The sequence below is a fragment of the Acidovorax sp. LjRoot66 genome (assembly GCF_964253305.1).
In the GTDB taxonomy this organism is placed as follows: Bacteria; Pseudomonadota; Gammaproteobacteria; order Burkholderiales; family Burkholderiaceae_C; genus Acidovorax.
In genome coordinates, this window is the sequence record NZ_CAXUQU020000001.1 from 1,595,002 (window position 1) to 1,612,495 (window position 17,494).

At 66.3% G+C, this 17,494-nt stretch carries 13 protein-coding genes; 12 read left to right on the forward strand and 1 reads right to left on the reverse strand.

Going from position 1 to position 17,494, the window contains the following annotated elements; all coding sequences use genetic code 11:
• Positions 1-27: 27 nt before the first annotated feature.
• From ACSQ3Y_RS07410 to nudB, 8 genes are all read left to right on the forward strand, one after another.
• A complete protein-coding gene (locus ACSQ3Y_RS07410; RefSeq protein ID WP_057204904.1) occupies positions 28-1,473 on the forward strand; it encodes a sodium:solute symporter family protein in 1,446 nt (481 codons plus the stop codon).
• Between the two features lie 1,123 nt (positions 1,474-2,596).
• Positions 2,597-4,330 carry a group II intron reverse transcriptase/maturase gene (ltrA, locus tag ACSQ3Y_RS07415; protein ID WP_436176862.1) on the forward strand — a complete coding sequence of 578 codons (1,734 nt, stop codon included), beginning with the start codon at positions 2,597-2,599 and terminating at the stop codon, positions 4,328-4,330.
• Positions 4,331-4,477: 147 nt separating this feature from the next.
• The gene (locus tag ACSQ3Y_RS07420; RefSeq protein ID WP_057205226.1) at positions 4,478-4,825 is read left to right on the forward strand and encodes an FmdB family zinc ribbon protein; all 348 of its coding nucleotides are present in this window, start codon (positions 4,478-4,480) and stop codon (positions 4,823-4,825) included.
• 10 nt (positions 4,826-4,835) lie between these two features.
• Entirely contained in the window at positions 4,836-5,459 is a 624-nt protein-coding gene (locus ACSQ3Y_RS07425; RefSeq protein ID WP_057204902.1) for a DUF502 domain-containing protein, read from the forward strand.
• 44 nt (positions 5,460-5,503) lie between these two features.
• Positions 5,504-7,318 carry an aspartate--tRNA ligase gene (aspS, locus tag ACSQ3Y_RS07430; RefSeq protein WP_057204900.1) on the forward strand — a complete coding sequence of 605 codons (1,815 nt, stop codon included), beginning with the start codon at positions 5,504-5,506 and terminating at the stop codon, positions 7,316-7,318.
• 133 nt (positions 7,319-7,451) lie between these two features.
• On the forward strand, positions 7,452-8,258 hold the full coding sequence (locus ACSQ3Y_RS07435; RefSeq protein ID WP_057265101.1) for a CsgG/HfaB family protein: 807 nt from the start codon (positions 7,452-7,454) through the stop codon (positions 8,256-8,258).
• A 223-nt stretch (positions 8,259-8,481) separates the two neighbouring features.
• Positions 8,482-11,145: a chemotaxis protein CheW gene (locus ACSQ3Y_RS07440; RefSeq protein WP_436176863.1), complete on the forward strand. Its 2,664-nt coding sequence runs from the start codon at positions 8,482-8,484 to the stop codon at positions 11,143-11,145.
• Complete coding sequence (gene nudB / locus ACSQ3Y_RS07445; protein WP_436176864.1) at positions 11,142-11,630, forward strand: dihydroneopterin triphosphate diphosphatase; 489 nt, start codon at positions 11,142-11,144, stop codon at positions 11,628-11,630. Before ACSQ3Y_RS07440 ends, nudB begins: the two co-directional genes overlap by 4 nt.
• On the opposite strand, the gene ACSQ3Y_RS07450 is transcribed toward nudB, so the two are convergent.
• Positions 11,605-12,510 carry a LysR family transcriptional regulator gene (locus ACSQ3Y_RS07450; protein WP_179681880.1) on the reverse strand — a complete coding sequence of 302 codons (906 nt, stop codon included), beginning with the start codon at positions 12,508-12,510 and terminating at the stop codon, positions 11,605-11,607. The genes nudB and ACSQ3Y_RS07450 overlap by 26 nt on opposite strands.
• A gap of 126 nt (positions 12,511-12,636) precedes the next feature.
• On the opposite strand from ACSQ3Y_RS07450, the gene ACSQ3Y_RS07455 reads away from it, so the two are divergent.
• From ACSQ3Y_RS07455 to ACSQ3Y_RS07470, 4 genes are read left to right on the forward strand one after another with little or no spacing between them, the layout of a single operon-like run.
• On the forward strand, positions 12,637-14,115 hold the full coding sequence (locus tag ACSQ3Y_RS07455; protein ID WP_436176865.1) for an FAD-binding oxidoreductase: 1,479 nt from the start codon (positions 12,637-12,639) through the stop codon (positions 14,113-14,115).
• A 31-nt stretch (positions 14,116-14,146) separates the two neighbouring features.
• On the forward strand, positions 14,147-15,622 hold the full coding sequence (locus ACSQ3Y_RS07460) for an aldehyde dehydrogenase family protein (protein ID WP_436176866.1): 1,476 nt from the start codon (positions 14,147-14,149) through the stop codon (positions 15,620-15,622).
• A gap of 29 nt (positions 15,623-15,651) precedes the next feature.
• The gene (locus ACSQ3Y_RS07465; RefSeq protein WP_057204886.1) at positions 15,652-16,545 is read left to right on the forward strand and encodes an extradiol ring-cleavage dioxygenase; all 894 of its coding nucleotides are present in this window, start codon (positions 15,652-15,654) and stop codon (positions 16,543-16,545) included.
• Positions 16,542-17,486: a fumarylacetoacetate hydrolase family protein gene (locus ACSQ3Y_RS07470; protein ID WP_057204883.1), complete on the forward strand. Its 945-nt coding sequence runs from the start codon at positions 16,542-16,544 to the stop codon at positions 17,484-17,486. Before ACSQ3Y_RS07465 ends, ACSQ3Y_RS07470 begins: the two co-directional genes overlap by 4 nt.
• Positions 17,487-17,494 lie beyond the last annotated feature (8 nt).

The window sequence follows — 17,494 nt, forward strand, 5'->3', positions numbered from 1 at the left end:
CCCCTTCGCGACATCGAGGAGCATGCCGTGCTGTTGACCCTGGTCATTGTCTATCTGTTGATCACCATTGCCATCGGCCTCGTGGCGGCCCGGCGCGTGAAGAACGCGGCGGATTTCGCCATTGCCGGGCGGCACCTGCCGCTGTACATGATCATCACCACCACGTTCGCCACGTGGTTCGGCTCGGAAACGGTGCTGGGCATCCCGGCCAAGTTCATCGAGGGGGGGCTCGGGAACGTGGTCGAAGACCCCTTCGGCGCGGGCTTCTGCCTGATCCTGGTGGGCCTGTTCTTCGCGGGCAAGCTCTACCGCATGACGCTGCTCACCATCAGCGACTACTACCGCGAGCGCTATGGCCGCCTGGTGGAAGTCGTCTGCTCGCTGATCATCATGCTCAGTTACCTGGGCTGGGTCTCGGCGCAGGTCACGGCGCTGGGGCTGGTGTTCAACCTGCTGTCGGGTGACGCTATCAGCATCCCCATGGGCATGGCCATCGGCGTGGTGTCCATCCTGGCCTACACGCTGTTCGGCGGCATGTGGTCGGTGGCGGTCACGGACTTCATCCAGATGATCATCCTGGTGGTCGGGCTGGCCATCATCGCGGTGTTCGCGGGCAACATGGCCGGCGGGGCCGACAAGGTGATCGAGTTCGCCTCGAACCGCGAACTGTTTCGCTTCCTGCCCGAGCCCAAGTTCCACGACGTGGTGTTCTTCATCGCGGCGGGCCTCACCATGATGTTCGGCTCCATTCCGCAGCAGGACGTGTTCCAGCGCGTGATGTCGGCCAACAACGTCAAAGCCGCCACGCGCGGCCCGGTCATCGGCGGCATCTGCTACATCCTGTTCGCCTTCGTGCCCATGTTCCTGGTGGCCAGCGCGCTGATCATCATGCCCGGCGAGACGGCGGCGCTGCTCAAGGAGGACCCGCAGAAGGTGCTGCCCACGCTGGTGATGGCCAAGATGCCCTTCATCATGCAGGTGCTGTTCTTCGGCGCGCTGCTCTCGGCGCTCAAGTCCACCGCCTCGGCCACCCTGCTGGCGCCCAGCGTCACCTTCACCGAGAACATCTGGCGCCAGTTCCGCCCCACGATGACGGACAAGGAACACCTGCGCACCATGCGCATCACCACCCTGGTGTTCAGCGGCTGCGTGCTGGCCTATGCGATCCGCATGCAGGGCACGTCCATCTACGAGCTGGTCTCGGGTGCCTACCAGGTGCCGCTGGTGGGGGCTTTCGTGCCGCTGGTGGCGGGTCTGTACTGGAAGCGCGCCACCACGCAGGGCGCCGTCTTCGCCATCGTACTGGGCATGGGCGTCTGGCTGTTGCTGCTCAACACCCCCTGGGGTGAAGTGTTCCCGGCCCAGCTCGCCGGCCTGCTGGCCGCCGTCGTGGGCATGCTGCTCGGTTCGCTGCTGCCGCAACTGCTGGCCAACCGCCACGCCGGGCACCACCGCATGGTGGGCGTGGAATAAGCCGGCGCACGCGGGCCAAAGCCCCTGCAAACCCCGCATGCACGGGGAGAAGTGGGGTGCGCCGGCCTGCACGCCTATAATTGAAGGTTTTGGTGCGACACGTAATGTGTCGCTCTGAGAGAGGTAGCTAGCCTCACTAATTAACTAGCAATGAAAACAACCACTTACGGTTGATTTCACAGAAATGGGAAGCTGGTCCTCCAGCCTCCTCACAGTCCATCCGAAGGGATGGAAGTCAAGAACTGTAGCGGCTAAATCCGACTACAGCACAGGGTTAAACCTGACTGCACCGACAGCAATGTCGTCTGTGGCGTTCGCGCGAAAATGCCGACGAATCCGCCACAAGCGGCATAGTCTCGTCTACGAATTTTGGCCCCGACCATGGGTCTCGAAGTTCGCCGCATCCGCGTCACGCATTTCTATCCTCAGAGCGTCTTGCTCTGTCTTGCCTTGTCGCACCTCCGACTTCGGAGTGCTGCGACCTTGTGTACGACCACAAGTAGCCTAAGGTGGCATGCGACGGCAGTAATGCCCCGTGTGAAGCCCACCCGACAAAGCGTCCCCGCGTAGCGGCCGGAGCACTCTGCGAAGAGTGCCTCGGGTCAGCCACTAACAGAAGGGGCCAAGGACGCCAGGCTAGTTCCGCATGGGCAACGTAAAGTGAATCGCCGATTGAGTCGGGGTAACAATTGAACGGCCAAAACTGTTGTAAGGCCGTAACCAAAAGGTACGCTGCTGGCATCGCCTGCCAAAACTAGGTGATCGTCGTCATCAATGCAGCCCCCGAAGAGGCGGGTCCTAAACGGACAGGTGAAACGGCATCAGCCGTCGTCATCGGTAAGGCAGGGAACGTGGTAAGCCCCACTGTCCGCCCGCGACGCCTCGGCGTAGCGGGCAGGGAAGTCGCAAGACGACCTGGTGGATGAGGGGGTATGGGATCGCGGAAAAAGCGAATGGCGGCCTGTAATCGGCCGCATACAGGACGCTTGTCCTGACGCGAAAGCGGGCCCACTTCCGCGTGGTGCAACCGTCGCTAGCGACAGACTTAGTTCAAACCTGACCCGAAGGGATGCGTATCCCTTCGGGGCCGTACGCGTCCTCCAGGGTCTAACCGGAGGAAAGCATGAGAAAACACGTCGCTTCGCGTGACGAGTCTGCGTCCTCTCGCGAACCACAGGACTGGCATTCCATCGAATGGGATCTGGTAATGCGGAACGTGCGAGCAACGCAGGTCCGATTAGCGAAGGCAACGCAAAAACGAGATTGGCGCCGCGTGAAATCGCTGCAACGATCTCTGATTCACTCGTTCTCGGGCCGCGCTTTGGCGGTCCGACGGGTGACTGAAAACCAAGGCAAACGGACGAGTGGCGTCGACCGTGAGCTGTGGGATTCTCCATCCCTGAAATGGGAGGCAATTGGTCGGTTGAAGAACCAACGTGGGTATACGCCGCTGCCATTACGGCGGGTCTACATCCCAAAAGCGAATGGAAAGGAACGCCCGCTGGGCATCCCTACCATGATCGATCGGGCGACCCAAGCGCTGTACCTTCTAGCTCTGGAGCCAGTGACCGAGAGCACCAGCGATCCGAACAGCTACGGCTTTCGACCTGGTCGCTCCACGCACGACGCCATGAGTCAGTTGTTCGGCGCACTATCCCAAAAAGTCTCGGCTAAATGGGTGCTGGAAGCGGACATCGAAGGGTTTTTCGACCACATCAATCACGATTGGATGCTCTCCAACGTCCCGATGGACAAGGAAGTGCTCCGGAAGTGGTTGAAGGCCGGGGTGGTCCACAAGGGGCACTTCACGCCGACCCAGGCGGGAACACCACAGGGGGGAGTCATCTCCCCTAGTTTGGCGAATTGCGTTTTGAACGGGCTGGAAACGGGGTTGGCCGAGCATCTCAATGCGCGGCTCGGCACCAGAAAGGCTCGACAAGCCAAAGTCCATGTTGTCCGGTACGCCGACGACTTCGTGATCACTTGCGTCTCGGAAGAGCTGCTCGAACAAGAAGTCCGGCCTTGGGTAGTCACATTCCTCGCACAACGAGGACTGCGACTGTCACCGGAAAAGACATGTGTCACTCACATGGATCGCGGCTTCAACTTTCTAGGCTGGAACTTCCGCAAATACAACGGGAAGCTTCTAATCAAACCGAGCAAGAAGAATGTGCAAACGTTCTACCGCAAGGTGTCCGAAATCGTCAAAACGCACTTGTCGACGCGGCAGGAAGATCTCATAGCGATACTGAACCCAATCCTTCGGGGCTGGGCCAGATACCATCAACCGGTGGTAGCGAAAGCGACGTTCAGTCGGGTTGACTACCTGATCTACTGGCGGCTTGTCCGCTGGGCGAGAAGGCGGCACCCGAAGAAGTCCCCAAGCTGGTGCACCCAACGTTACTGGAAGGTCACTGGCACACGGACGGAGTTCGCAACCAATATTGGTACACAGGACGACCCGAACATGAAGCGGTTAGCTCGACTGAGCGACACCGTCATTGAACGGCATGAAAAAGTTAAGGGGGACTTCAACCCCTACGACCCGGTCTACGAGCAATACGGCGAAACTTTGAGGCTGAAACGCATGGCCAAAAGCCTGCGCTACCGCCTCGAAACCTCCTCGCTATACGCTTCACAGGACGGGCGATGTGCGCTCTGCGCGCACCAACTGGACCATGAGGGCGGCTGGCACGACCATCACATTGTTTACAAGGTGAATGGCGGGTCCGATGCCCTGTCTAACCGGGTGCTCCTACACCCCGTGTGCCATCAGCGGTTGCATGCCCTTGGACTGTCGGTTGCGAAGCCGGCCCAAAGAGGCTTAGAGTCGGGAAAGAAGGTCGGAACACGATGAGTTAAACTCGAACGTTTTATCCGAAATTTCCGACAAGTTGTGCTTGAGCCGTATGCGATGAAAGTCGCACGTCCGGTTCTTAGGGGGGGATGGTCCAGCAATGGACTGTCCCTACCCTCCCACTTTGCCTTCAACGACACGCCCGACATGCCTATCTACGCCTACAAATGCAGTTCCTGTGGCCATGCCAAGGACGTGCTGCAAAAACTCTCCGACGCACCACTCTCGGTGTGCCCGGCGTGCGGCGCCGAGGCGTTCTCCAAGCAGGTCACCGCTGCGGGCTTCCAGCTCAAGGGTTCGGGCTGGTACGTGACGGATTTTCGCGGTGGAAACACAGCCGGCGCGCCTGCGGCAGCACCCGCTGCCGATGCCAAGGGCGGCGATGCCCCCGCAGCGGCGCCAGCGGCCGCCAGCACGGACACCGCCCCCAAGAAGGAATCCACCCCTCCTGCCAGCGCTCCTAGCGCCAGCACGGGCTCCACCCCCAAAACCTGAGTCTCAGCGGATGCCTTCCTTGCGCAAATGGTTGTTCACCGGTCTGCTGGTCATCGTGCCCGGTGTCATCACCGCGTGGGTGCTGCACTGGATCGTCAGCACGCTGGACCAGACCCTGCAGATCCTGCCGGAGAACTGGCACCCGGACAAGGTGCTGGGTGTGCACGTGCCGGGCTTCGGCGTGGTGCTGACCCTGGTGATCCTGCTGGTGGTGGGCGCGGTGGCCAGCAATTTTGCCGGCCGCAAGCTGGTGCAGTGGGGCGATGCCCTGGTGCACCGCATCCCGGTGGTGCGCTCGATCTATTCCAGTGTCAAGCAGGTCTCCGACACCTTGTTCGCCGAAAATGGCAACGCGTTCCGCAAGGCGGTGCTGGTGCAATGGCCGCGTGAAGGCGTCTGGACGGTGGCCTTCGTCACCGGTGCGCCCAATGGCGAGATTGCGGCCTACCTGCGCGATGAATTCGTGAGCGTGTACGTGCCCACCACCCCGAACCCCACGGGCGGCTATTTCGTGATGCTGCGCAAGAGCGACTGCGTCGAGCTCGACATGAGCGTGGACTCGGCGCTCAAGTACATTGTTTCGATGGGCGTGGTGGCCCCGGTCGACCCGACCATCCAGCTGCCTCCCAAGTAACCCTTTCTCTCTCAATGCGCCCGAGGGGCGCCGGAAGTTCTGCCATGGCCATGCGTTCCCACTATTGCGGTCTTGTGACCGAAGCCCTGTTGGGCCAAACCGTCACCCTGTCTGGCTGGGTGAACCGCCGCCGTGACCACGGTGGTGTGATCTTCATCGACCTGCGCGACCGCGAAGGCTATGTGCAGGTGGTGTGCGACCCGGACCGCGCCGAGATGTTCAAGATCGCCGAAGACGTGCGCAACGAGTTCTGCGTGCAGGTCAAGGGCGTCGTGCGGGCCCGTCCTGGCGGCACCACCAACGACAAGCTCAAGACCGGCCAGATCGAAGTGCTGTGCCACGAACTGAACGTGCTCAACCCCTCGGTCACGCCTCCGTTCCAGATCGACGAGGAAAACCTCAGCGAAACCACGCGCCTCACGCACCGCGTGCTGGACCTGCGCCGCCCCTACATGCAGAACAACCTGATGCTGCGCTACCGGGTGACCATGGAAGTGCGCAAGTTCCTCGACGCCAACGGCTTCGTGGACATCGAGACCCCCATGCTCACCAAGAGCACGCCCGAAGGCGCGCGCGACTACCTGGTGCCAAGCCGCGTGCACGATGGCCACTTCTTTGCGCTGCCCCAGTCGCCCCAGCTGTTCAAGCAACTGCTGATGGTGGCCGGCTTCGACCGCTACTACCAGATCACCAAGTGCTTTCGCGACGAAGACCTGCGTGCCGACCGCCAGCCTGAGTTCACCCAGATCGATATCGAAACCTCGTTCATGGAAGAGCAGGACATCCGCGACATGTTCCAGGGCATGATCAAGACGGTGTTCCAGAACACGCTGGGCGTGGACCTGGGCGAGTTCCCGGTCATGACCTACCAGGACGCGGCCTACCGCTTCGGCTCGGACAAGCCCGACCTGCGCGTGAAGCTCGAGTTCACCGACCTGACCGACGCCATGAAGGACGTGGACTTCAAGGTCTTCTCCGGTGCGGCCAACATGAAGGGCGGCCGCGTGGTCGCCCTGCGCGTGCCCGGCGGTGCCAAGGAAGGCACGGGCCTGTCGCGCGGCGAAATCGACGCTTACACCGAGTTCGTCAAGATCTACGGCGCCAAGGGCCTGGCCTGGGTCAAGGTCAACGACCTGTCCAAGGGCCGTGACGGCCTGCAGAGTCCCATCGTCAAGAACATCCATGACGCGGCGATCGCAGAGGTCGTCAAGCGCACCGGCGCCCAGGACGGCGATCTGATCTTCTTCGGTGCCGACAAGGAAAAGATCGTCAACGACGCCATCGGCGCGCTGCGCATCAAGATTGGCCACAGCGAGTTCGGCAAGAAGAACGGCCTGTTCGAAGACCGCTGGGCCCCGCTGTGGGTGGTGGACTTCCCGATGTTCGAGTTCGACGAGGACAACCAGCGCTGGAACTCGGTGCACCACCCCTTCACCAGCCCCAAGGATGGCCACGAGGACTGGATGGTCACGGCGCCCGAGAAGTGCATCTCCAAGGGCTACGACATGGTGCTCAACGGCTGGGAAATGGGTGGCGGCTCGGTCCGTATCCACCGCGCCGACGTGCAGCAGAAGGTGTTCGACGCCCTGAAGATCAGCCCCGAGGAAGCCCAGGAGAAGTTCGGCTTCCTGCTGGACGCGCTGCAGTACGGCGCGCCCCCGCACGGCGGCCTGGCCTTCGGCCTGGACCGCATCGTGACGCTGATGACCGGTGCCGAGTCGATCCGCGACGTGATCGCCTTCCCCAAGACCCAGCGCGCCCAGTGCCTGCTCACGCAGGCCCCGTCGCCCGTGGACGAAAAGCAGCTGCGCGAGCTGCACATCCGCCTGCGCAATGTGGACGCCGTCAAGGCGGCCTGAGCCGGGTCCACCCCGTCACTCCCATGACTGGGTATCTCTGACAAGAAGCGGTAGCGGCCATTGGCCGGTGCCGCTTTTTTCATGGCCCATGCCTACCGTGTCTTCCCCCTTTCGAATCGAGTCGAGGTTCCCCATGCGCTCTTCCGTGAAAGCCCCCCTGGCCCTGCTGCTCGTGGCCCTGCTGCTGGCCGGCTGCGGTGAAAAGAAGACCGAGCTGGGCCAGGGCGGCTCGGTCGTGTCCGGCTCCGCCGGGCCTGCGGGCGCCAAGGATGCCGCCAAGGAGCTCACGCAGTGCACCCAGCCCGTGGCCACGCTGGCCCTGGCCGAGAACCCCAACGGCTACACCGTCTCCAGCAGTTACCAGCTGCCGGCATCGCCCGTGCCGCTGATCCGCCTGATCGCCCAGCAGAGCGGCTGCTTTCGCATCGTCGACCGGGCGGCCGGCCTGCGCGGCACGGTGCAGGAGCAGGAACTCAAGGACGCAGGCATCCTGCGCAAGAACTCCACCGTGGCCAAGGGCAAGGGCTACGAGGCGCAGTACACGCTGACGCCGAGCCTGACCTTCAGCGAGCAGGACGCGGGCCGCAGCATCGCCGGTGTGATCGCCATGATCCCCGTGCTGCGCGACATCGCAGGCCTGGTGGGGCTGGCCGAGCAGGTCAAGTTCAAGGAGGCGCAGACCGCGCTCCTGCTCACCGACAACGAGACCACCGAACAGGTGGCCGCCGCCACCGGCGCCGCGCGCACCACCGACCTGGGCGCGGCAGGCCTGCTCTGGGGGCGCATGGGCGGGGCCGGCGGCGCGGGCTGGAGCAACACCAACGAAGGCAAGGTCATCGCCGCCGCCTTCCTTGATGCACACAACAAGCTCGTGACCCAGGTGCAGCAACTGCAGGCCAAGGAACTGCCGCCACCCGTGGCGACCAAGTCAAAGCCCTGACCTCGGGCCCATGGGCCTGTTGACGATCTATCCGGTCCCCGGACAGGTCGTCTTGGTGTGCCCCGAAGCAAGGTCTCGCCGCATGCTGCGGAGTCCTTGCCGTCAGCCTTGCGCCAAGCTGGGCAATATATTTGCAAAAGGCATGCAATATGCTAGTTGGAGGGCAGCAGGCCCCGCCGCACAATGCAGCGTCACCGGGCCCATCGCGCAAAGGACTTTTCCCGTGCAATCCTCCCCGAATTCCTCCGAACAGTGGCTGCGCTACATGCCCTCCGCCCAGCACCAGCGCCAGGAGCTTCGCCTGGTCGAAAGCGCCTGGGACCAGCTCTCGCTGCTGTCCTCGCTGTCGCTGCTGTCGTCCAAGGCCTCATCGGGCGGTGACCTGGCCCAGGCGCGCAGGGACTTCGCGGCCCTCTCCAGCGACCTGATGCAGGGCCTGGTCAGCGAGGCCCTGAAAAACCGCACCGAAGACCTGGCCGCCCGCGCCCAGGTGTGCATCGACGTGCTGGTGCGCAACCTGTTCGAGCGCACGGCCGACATCGGCTTCTTCGCCACCGACGTGGGTGTGGCCGAGTACCTCGCCGACCCGGACCCATCCCTGCGCCCGCTGATCGAGGCGCGCCTGGCCGAGTACGCCAGCAAGTACACGGTCTACGGCAACATCTTCCTTTTCGACACCGACCTGCAGCCCTGTGCCAGCCTGCGTGCCGTGAACCCGGTGGGCGGGCTCGACCAGGTGGATGCCGACGCCGCATTCCTGCGTTCGGTGCTGCAAAGCGATGCGGGCTATGTCGAGCACCACGCCGTGCATGGCTTTTGCGGCACCGGTGCCGAAACCCTGGTCTATGCCCGTCGTGTGCACTCGGGCGGGCGCATCGTGGGCCTGCTGTGCCTGGAATTCAAGCTGGCTGACGAGATGCCGGCCATCTTCGACTCGGTGCAGCAAGAGGATGCACAGGGCACCCTGCAAGGCAGTGATGTGGTGCTGGCCCTGGTCGATGCTTCGGGGCGCGTGCTCGTGTCGGGCGACCCGCTGCAGCTGCCGGCCGGCTGGCTATTGCCCCAGGCGGGCAGCGCTGGGGTGCATGCGGTGCGCCATGCCAGCCGGCGCTACCTGATGGCCGTGCGCGATACCCAGGGCTTCCAGAGCTACCAGGGGCCGGGCTGGCGCGGCGTGGCGCTGCTGCCGCTGGACATCGCTTTCGACGAGGCCTCGCACGACGAGCGCAGTGCGCTGGCCAACGAGCTGTCGGGCCAGGCACAGCTGCTGTCGCAGGAACTGCGCGAGATTCCGCGGCGCTCGGCCGCCATCCAGTCGGCGCTGGAGCGCTCGGTCTGGAATGGGCTGCTGGAGCTCAACCAGATCGGCGATGCGGGTGATGGCGGTGGCCGGGATGCAGCGGCCCCGCGCGAGCTGTTGTTTGCCAAGACCCTGCTGTCCGAGATCGGTGCCACCGCGCGCAAGACCGCGCAGGCCTTTGCCAGTGCCCTGCAAGACCTCTACAGCGTGGTGCTGCGCTCCCTGCTGCGCGATGCCCAGGGCCGCGCCGCACTGGCCATGCAGATCCTGGACCGCAACCTCTACGAGCGGGCCAACGACTGCCGCTGGTGGGCGCTCACGCCGCAGTTCGCCCGCACCCTCGCCGCAGGCACCCAGGGCTGCAGCCAGGCCACGGCGGTGCTGGCGGAGATCAACAGCCTGTACACCGTGTATGCCTGCCTGGTGCTGTTCGGCACCGATGGCCGGGTCGTCGCCGTCTCGCAACCGGGGCAGGCCCACCAGGTGGGCACCCGGCTGGAGGAGGACTGGGCGCAGCGCTGCCTGCGCCTGCAGGGTAGCCAGGCCTACACCGTGAGCCGCTACGAGGCCAGCCGCTTCTACGCCGAGGGCCCCACCTTCGTGTATGCCGCAGCCGTGCGGGCCGATGTCGGCGACGGGATGGGGCGCAGTGCGGGTGGACCGGTGCTCGGCGGCATCGCCATCGTCTGGGATGCTGCCAACCAGCTCCAGTCCATCCTGGATGACTGCGCCGTGGGCACGGGCGCGCGAGACATGCTGGCCTTCGTCGATGCGCAGGACCGCCTGGTGCGCGCCAGCGGTGATGCGGCGGTTCTGCAGGCACCCGAGGCCATCGCCACCAGCCGACAGGGCGGACGCACGGCTGCGCTCGGCGGCCATCTGTACGGCATGGGCCAGGCGCGCGGCCAGGGCTACCGCGAGTTCCGCACCAGCGATGGCTACGACCATGGCCTCGGCTGCCTGGTGCTGCGCCACCTGTGCGAGCGCCGCCTGGCAACCCCTCCCGCGCCCATGGTCGATGCGCATGCGGGCGCTGCACGGGTGGAGGCCGGCCACCGCGTGCAGATGGCGACCTTCCTGATCGGCTCCCACTGGCTGGGGGTCGAGGCGGCCCAGGTCGTCACGGCCGCCCCTGACGTGGCGGTGCTCCATGGCGGGGGATCGCGCGTTCCTTTCCTGGGGCTCGCGCAGATCGGCGAGCGTGTCTACTCCGTGGTGGATCTGCGCAGCGTGGTGGCAGCGGGGCCGGGCGATGCGCCCGTGCTGCGTGCGGCCGACCCCAACCGCCAGATGGTGCTGGTGCGTGTGCCGCTGGAAGGCGGCGGCACGCGCGAGTTCGTCCTGCGCGTCGATGCACTGGGCGCCATGCTTGACCTGGACCGGCGTGCGCTGCGCCCCGTGGGCATGGCCGCCGGGCCTGCGGGCACTGCGTTGATCGATGCTGTGATCCCGGTCCCCACCGCTGGCGGCAAACAGGCCCCCGGCTTGCTGTGCCGCATCTCCCCGCAGTGGCTGCTGCAGTGCGCTCTGGGCGCGCTGGTCGACGGTCCTGCACACGACGTCGACGCGCTCGTGGCTGCGGCATGAGTGGCCAGGAGGCCGGGGCGCGGCCTTTCAAGCTGCCGCAGTCGGTGCTGGTCGTGGTGCACACGCCAGCCCTCGACATCCTGCTCATCCGTCGTGCGGACGGGGGTGAGCACTGGCAGTCCGTCACCGGCAGCAAGGACCGCGAGGACGAACCCTGGGAAGCCACCGCCGCGCGCGAGGTGCAGGAGGAAACCGGCATCGACGTGCGGGCCAACGGCTGCGTGCTGAGCGACTGGCTGCTGGAGAACGTCTACGACATCTGGCCCCAGTGGCGCCATCGCTATGCGCCAGGCGTGGTACTCAACCGTGAACGCGTCTTCGGTCTGTGCGTGCCTGCAGGCACGCCCGTGGTGCTGAGCCCGCGCGAGCACGTGGCCTGGCAGTGGCTGCCCTGGCGCGATGCGGCGGACCGCTGCTTTTCTGCCAGCAACGCCGAGGCCTGCCTGCTGCTTCCCCGCTTCAGCGGCGCTGGGGCAGCACCTTGACCAGGTGCTCCGCAAAGCCCTCGGCCGCCGGGGACGTGGCGCGCTGCGTGGGGCTGTACAGGCACACGTAGCGCATGGCCTCGGGCGCCAGGATGCGCCGGCGCACCAGCCCGAGCGGCTTGGCCAGTGCGCCGACGTAGTCGGGCGCCAGCGTGGCGGCCACGTCGGCGGCGGCCAGGCCCAGCGCGGTGGAGATGTTGTCCACGATCTCCACCGGTGTCACGCGCTGTTCGCTGGGCAGGCCGGTGTGCATCTGCGCCACGCTGCGCTCGTGGTCGCGGCCGGCAGCCACCAGCGGGTGGGCGTGCAGTTGCTGCCAGGTCACGCTGCGCTGGCGCGCCAGCGGGTGCGCAGGGGCGCACCACAGCACCCAGGGGCTCTGGAACAATTGCGTGCGCGCGACGTCGTCGCCGCAGGCCCGGTCCGGGCCCAGGGCCAGGTCGGCATCGCCGCTGGCGACCGCATCCACCAGTTTTTCCACCGGCACGTCGCGGATGTGGATGCGCACCTTGGGGCGCTCCTGCAGGTAGGCCTTGATGGCCTGGGGCAGGATCACGCTGGCCACGACCAGGGGCGCCGCAATGCGCACGATGCCCGCCGCGCGGTTGCGCACGTCGCTGGCGGCCGATTGCGCCATGCGCAGGTGCTTGAGCACCGACTCGGCCGAGCCCAGGAACTCGCGCCCGGCGCTGGTGATGGCCACGCGGCGCGTGCTGCGCTCGAAGAGCTTGAAGCCGAGCGCATCCTCCAGCTCGCCCACGAGCTGGCTCACGGCCGAGGGCGTGAGCGCCAGCCGGTCCGCCGTGGCCGTGAAGCTGCGCATCTCGGCCACGGTGACAAAGGCTTCGAGCTGGCGCGGCGTGAAGTGGGGCAGGGAGATGGCCATGGCCATTCATTAGACCATCTTCACAATCCATAAGAAAGCATTGATTGTGGTCCGCAAGGTCGCTGCAGATACTTCGCGGCAAGGCGCAGAACGCGCCAGCAACGAGACAAGCAACACCCGATGATCTCCGCCCCCACCGCAAGCACCCTGGCCTCCCTGCGCGCCGCCTATGCCGGCCGCCTGTGGACCGAGCCTGCGGATGCCGCACCGTTCCTGACCGACTGGCGCGGCAAGTGGAGCGGCCCGGCCCTGGCCGTCGCACAGCCGGCGGACACCGCCGAGGTGGCGCAACTGCTCGCCTGGTGCCATGCGCACGGCGTGCCTGTGGTGCCGCAGGGCGGCAACACGGGGCTGTCGGGCGGGTCGGTCCCCGAGGCAGCAGGCCAGCCACTGCCACTGCTGCTGTCCCTGACCCGCCTGAACCGCGTGCGCCATGTCGATGCGCTGAACAACACCCTGGTGGTGGAGGCCGGCGCCACGCTGCAGCAGGTGCAGGACGCTGCGCGCGAGGCTGGGCGCCTGTTTCCGCTGAGCCTGGCGGCCGAGGGCTCGTGCACCATCGGCGGCAACCTGGCCACCAATGCCGGCGGCGTGCAGGTGCTGCGCTACGGCAATGCGCGCGAGCTGTGCCTGGGGCTCGAAGTCGTGACGCCCGAGGGCGAGGTCTGGAACGGCCTGCGCACCCTGCGCAAGGACAACACCGGCTACGACCTGCGCGACCTGTACATCGGCTCCGAGGGCACGCTGGGCGTCATCACCGCTGCCGTGCTCAAGCTCTTCCCGCTGCCTGCGGCCCAGGTGGTGGCGCTGGTGGCCGTGCCCTCGCCGGGCGATGCCCTGCAAGTGCTGGCGCTGGCCCAGCAGCGCCTGGGCGCATCGCTCACCGCGTTCGAACTGCTGTCGGATACCTGCATGGCGCTGGTGCTGCACCATGTGCCGGGCAGCCGGCGCCCGCTGGCCGAGGCATCGCCCTGGTACGTGCTGCTGGAGATTTCTGTCACCGGAGCCGAGGCGAGTGCCCAGGCCCACGCGGCGCAGGCCATGGAAGATCTGCTGGAGGTAGCGATGGAGCAGGGTTTCGTGCTGGACGCGGCCCTGTCCACCACGCTTGCGCAGTTCGAGGCCCTGTGGGCGCTGCGCGAGAACATCTCCGAGGCGCAGGGCGCCGAGGGCCCGACCATCAAGCATGACATCGCGCTGCCCATCGCGCGCGTGCCCGAGTTCATCGCCAGCACTGATGCCCTGGTGGGCGCTGCCTTTCCACAGGTGCGCCAGGTCACCTTCGGCCACCTGGGCGATGGCAACCTGCACTACAACGCGTCGCCCGTCGCCGCCGGCCCGCTGGATTCCGCCGCCAAGGCCGCCTTCCTGGCGCTCGAAGGCCCGTTGAACCGGCTGGTGCACGACGCCGTCCACGCCCTGGGTGGCTCCATCAGCGCCGAGCACGGCCTGGGCGTGCTGCGGCGTGATGAATCGGCGCGTTACAAGGCGCCGCTGGAGCTGCGCCTGATGCAGCGCATCAAGGCTGCGCTGGATCCCAAGGGCCTGATGAACCCGGCCAAGCTGCTGCCCGAAACCCCTGTGGCCCATCGCCCCTGATGGCCTTGTCATCCCCCTGGAGAAACGCCCTGTGAGCACCGACACGCTGAACGTCGCCGGCATCGCCGTATCGCCCCACCACTACATCGACGGCCAGCGCGTGGCGTCGGACCTGCGCTTTGACCTGCACTCGCCCATCGACCAGGCGCTGCTGGGCCGCATCAGCGAGGGCTCCCCGGCCCATGTGGATGCCGCCGTCACTGCCGCAGCGCGCGCCTTCCCGGCGTGGAGTGCGCTCACGGCCGCCGAGCGCAAGCCCTACCTCGACCGCTTCGCGGCCGAGATCGGCCAGCGCGCCGAGGCCTTCTGCACGCTCGAATCCAGCGACGCGGGCGTGCTGCTTTCGCGCATGAAGCACGGCGTGGTGCCGCGCGCCATGCTCAACATCACGTGGTTCGCCGAGCATGCGCTGACCCTGCAGGACCGGCCCATCGAGACCGAGCAGGCCTCCCACCTCGTGCGCCACGACCCGGCCGGCGTGGTGGCCATCATCACGCCGTGGAACGCGCCGCTGATGCTCGCCACCTGGAAGCTCGGCCCGGCGCTGGCCGCGGGCAACTGCGTCATCGTCAAGCCGCCGGAATGGGCGCCGCTGACCAGCAGCCTGCTGGCCGACTGCGCGCACGCTGCCGGCCTGCCGCCCGGGGTGTTCAACATCGTGCAGGGCGCGGGTGCCAGCACCGGTGCGCGCCTGGTCAGCGACCCGCGCCTGGCACGCATCTCGTTCACCGGCTCGGTGCCCACGGCCAAGTGGATCGCGCAGTCCGCTGGCGCCAACCTCGTGCCCTGCAGCCTGGAGCTGGGGGGCAAGTCGGCCTTCATCGTGCTGGAAGATGCCGACATCGACAACGCCGCCGCCACCGGCGCGCTGATGTACCGCAACGCCGGCCAGGTGTGCCTGGCGGGCACACGCTTCCTGGTGCACCGCAAGGTGCACGACGCCTTCGTGACCGCGCTGCGCGGCTATGTCGAAAAGCTCACCGTGGGCGACCCGCGCGAGGCGGCCACCGAGGTCGGCCCCATCATCCACCCGCGCCAGGTCGAGCGTGTGCACGGCTTCGTGCAGCGTGCCGTGGCCGATGGCGCCACGCTGCTCTGGGGCGGCGCGCAGCACCCCTTCGGCGCGCAGTATTACCAGCCCACCCTGCTCACCGATCTGCGCCAGGACAGCGAGATCGTGCAGAACGAGGTCTTCGGCCCGGTGCTCACCTTGCAGGCCTTCGACAGTGACGAGGAAGCCATCGCCCTGGCCAACGGCACCGACTACGGGCTGGGCGGCGTCTGCTACGGCGAAACGCAGCACGCCAGTGCCGTGGCGCAGCAGGTGCGCACCGGCTTCATCTGGGTCAACAGCTTCGGCATCCGCGACCTGGCCGCGCCCTTCGGCGGCATCAAGCGCAGCGGCGTGGGCCGCGAGGGCGGGGACTGGAGCTTCGAGTTCTTCTGCGACGTCAAGGATGTCGTCATCCCCAAAAAGCCTTTTGGCGCCAGCTTCAGCCACCGCTGAGCATTACCTACACACAGGAGACACACACCATGGGAAGCATCGTTGGCGCCGCCATCGTCTCGCACCACCCCGGCCTGATGCAGTGCGAAGAGTTTCGCGTGCTGCAGGGCGCGGGGGCCGACTCGGACCTGATACCCGGCTATGCACGCCTGCGCGAACGCATCGCTGCGGCCCGGCCCGACGTGGTCATCATCTTCGACTCGCACTGGTTCACCACCGGCTACCACCTGGTGGACGGCGCGCCGCGCTACCAGGGCATGTTCATCTCCGACGAGATGCCCTGGTACCTGCACGGCGTGCCCTACGACTACCGGGGCCACCCCGACCTGGCGCTCGAGATCGAGGCCGTGTCGCGCGAGCACCAGGGCTACAACCGCGTCATCAACCACCCCGACCTGGGCAAGCAGTACGCCACCATCAACCTGGTCAAGCACCTGCGCCTGGAGCGCAGCGACACGCCGGTGGTCACCGTGAGCTCGTGCCAGAACTGCGACTGGCGCCATTTCCTGAAATCGGGCGAGGCGATTGCCGAGGCCGTTCGCCGCAGCGACCTGCGCGTGCTGCTGCTGGCATCGGGCGCGCTGAGCCACAAGTTCAACCCCATCGACTGGAAGCCGAACCACCCCCGTATCTTCCACGAGAGCAATGTCTCGCGCCCCGAGAACATCGTGAGCGACAAGGGCGCCATCGCTCTCATGGAGCAGGGCCGCCACGACATGGTGCTCGACCGTTGGCAGGACGAGTACCGCAAGATGCCCTGGGAGGCCTTCGGCGCGCACTACCTGCAGATGCTGGGCGCCATGGGCGGGGCCGACTGCCGCGCGCGCGGCGTGGCCCTGTCGGCCTACGAGAACGCACGCGGCACGGGCAACGTGCACATGTGGTTCGATGGCGAAACGCAAGCGGTGGAGGTGGCGGCATGAACTTCGAATTCCCGGTTACCGAACTGCCCGCCGTGATGCGCGGCCCGCGCGTGGAGCGCCGCCGCGTGCTGGTGGGCGGCAGCGCCTGCTGGGGCACCATCGTGGAAGAGGGCGCGCGGCAGGGGCAACTGCGCCTGGACGATGGCCGCGTGGTGGACCCGGCCAGCCTGCAGCACCTGCCGCCGGTCGCGCCCAGCAAGGTCATCGCCGTGCACATCTCGTACAGCTCGCGCAGCTTCGAGACGCGCAACCAGCCCAAGCCGACCGAGACGCCCACCTACTTCACCAAGCCACCGACCTCCGTCAACGGGCATGGATGCGAAATCCACAAGCCCGCCGACAGCCTGTACCTCAACTACGAGGGCGAGTACGCCGTGGTCATCGGAAAGACCTGCCGCAACGTGCTGCCCGACGAGGCCTGGGACTACATCGAAGGCTTTTGCCCGGCGCTCGACATGGGCCTGCAGAACTACCGCGACACCGACCAGGGCAGCATGCTGCGCGTGAAGGGGGCGGACACGCTGCTGCCCATCGGCCCCGGTATCGTGCGCGGCGTGAACCTGTTCGCACAGACGCTGCGCACCTACCGCAACGGCCTGGTGGTGCAGGAGGCACACATCGGCGACGAGACCATCTGGGGCCCGCACTACGTGGTGGCTGACATTGCGCGCCACATCACCCTGGTGCCGGGCGACGTGATCCTGATGGGCACGCCCTGCCATTCGCGCTCAGTCGACCCGGGCGACTTGGTGGAGTGCGAGATCACGGGCCTGGGTCGCCTGGCGGGCACCGTGGTCGCCATCGATGCGCCGCGCGCCTCGGCACTGGGCGTGGGCCACCAGCCCACCGACAGCCCCGAGGTGCGGCGCGTGGCCTGCGGCTTCGACGAGCGCGTGCCCGAGCATCTGAAGGCCAATTACCGCCAGGCTGCGAAGAAGTAATCCATAAG

What these genes read in the sequence shown, in the direction of transcription:
- ACSQ3Y_RS07465 (WP_057204886.1), top strand. Translation starts at nt 15,652, where the DNA reads ATGGGAAGCATCGTTGGCGCCGCCATCGTCTCGCACCACCCCGGCCTG.
- ACSQ3Y_RS07435 (WP_057265101.1), top strand. Translation starts at nt 7,452, where the DNA reads ATGCGCTCTTCCGTGAAAGCCCCCCTGGCCCTGCTGCTCGTGGCCCTG.
- ACSQ3Y_RS07420 (WP_057205226.1), top strand. Translation starts at nt 4,478, where the DNA reads ATGCCTATCTACGCCTACAAATGCAGTTCCTGTGGCCATGCCAAGGAC.
- aspS (WP_057204900.1), top strand. Translation starts at nt 5,504, where the DNA reads ATGGCCATGCGTTCCCACTATTGCGGTCTTGTGACCGAAGCCCTGTTG.
- ACSQ3Y_RS07455 (WP_436176865.1), top strand. Translation starts at nt 12,637, where the DNA reads ATGATCTCCGCCCCCACCGCAAGCACCCTGGCCTCCCTGCGCGCCGCC.
- ACSQ3Y_RS07425 (WP_057204902.1), top strand. Translation starts at nt 4,836, where the DNA reads ATGCCTTCCTTGCGCAAATGGTTGTTCACCGGTCTGCTGGTCATCGTG.
- ltrA (WP_436176862.1), top strand. Translation starts at nt 2,597, where the DNA reads ATGAGAAAACACGTCGCTTCGCGTGACGAGTCTGCGTCCTCTCGCGAA.
- ACSQ3Y_RS07470 (WP_057204883.1), top strand. Translation starts at nt 16,542, where the DNA reads ATGAACTTCGAATTCCCGGTTACCGAACTGCCCGCCGTGATGCGCGGC.
- nudB (WP_436176864.1), top strand. Translation starts at nt 11,142, where the DNA reads ATGAGTGGCCAGGAGGCCGGGGCGCGGCCTTTCAAGCTGCCGCAGTCG.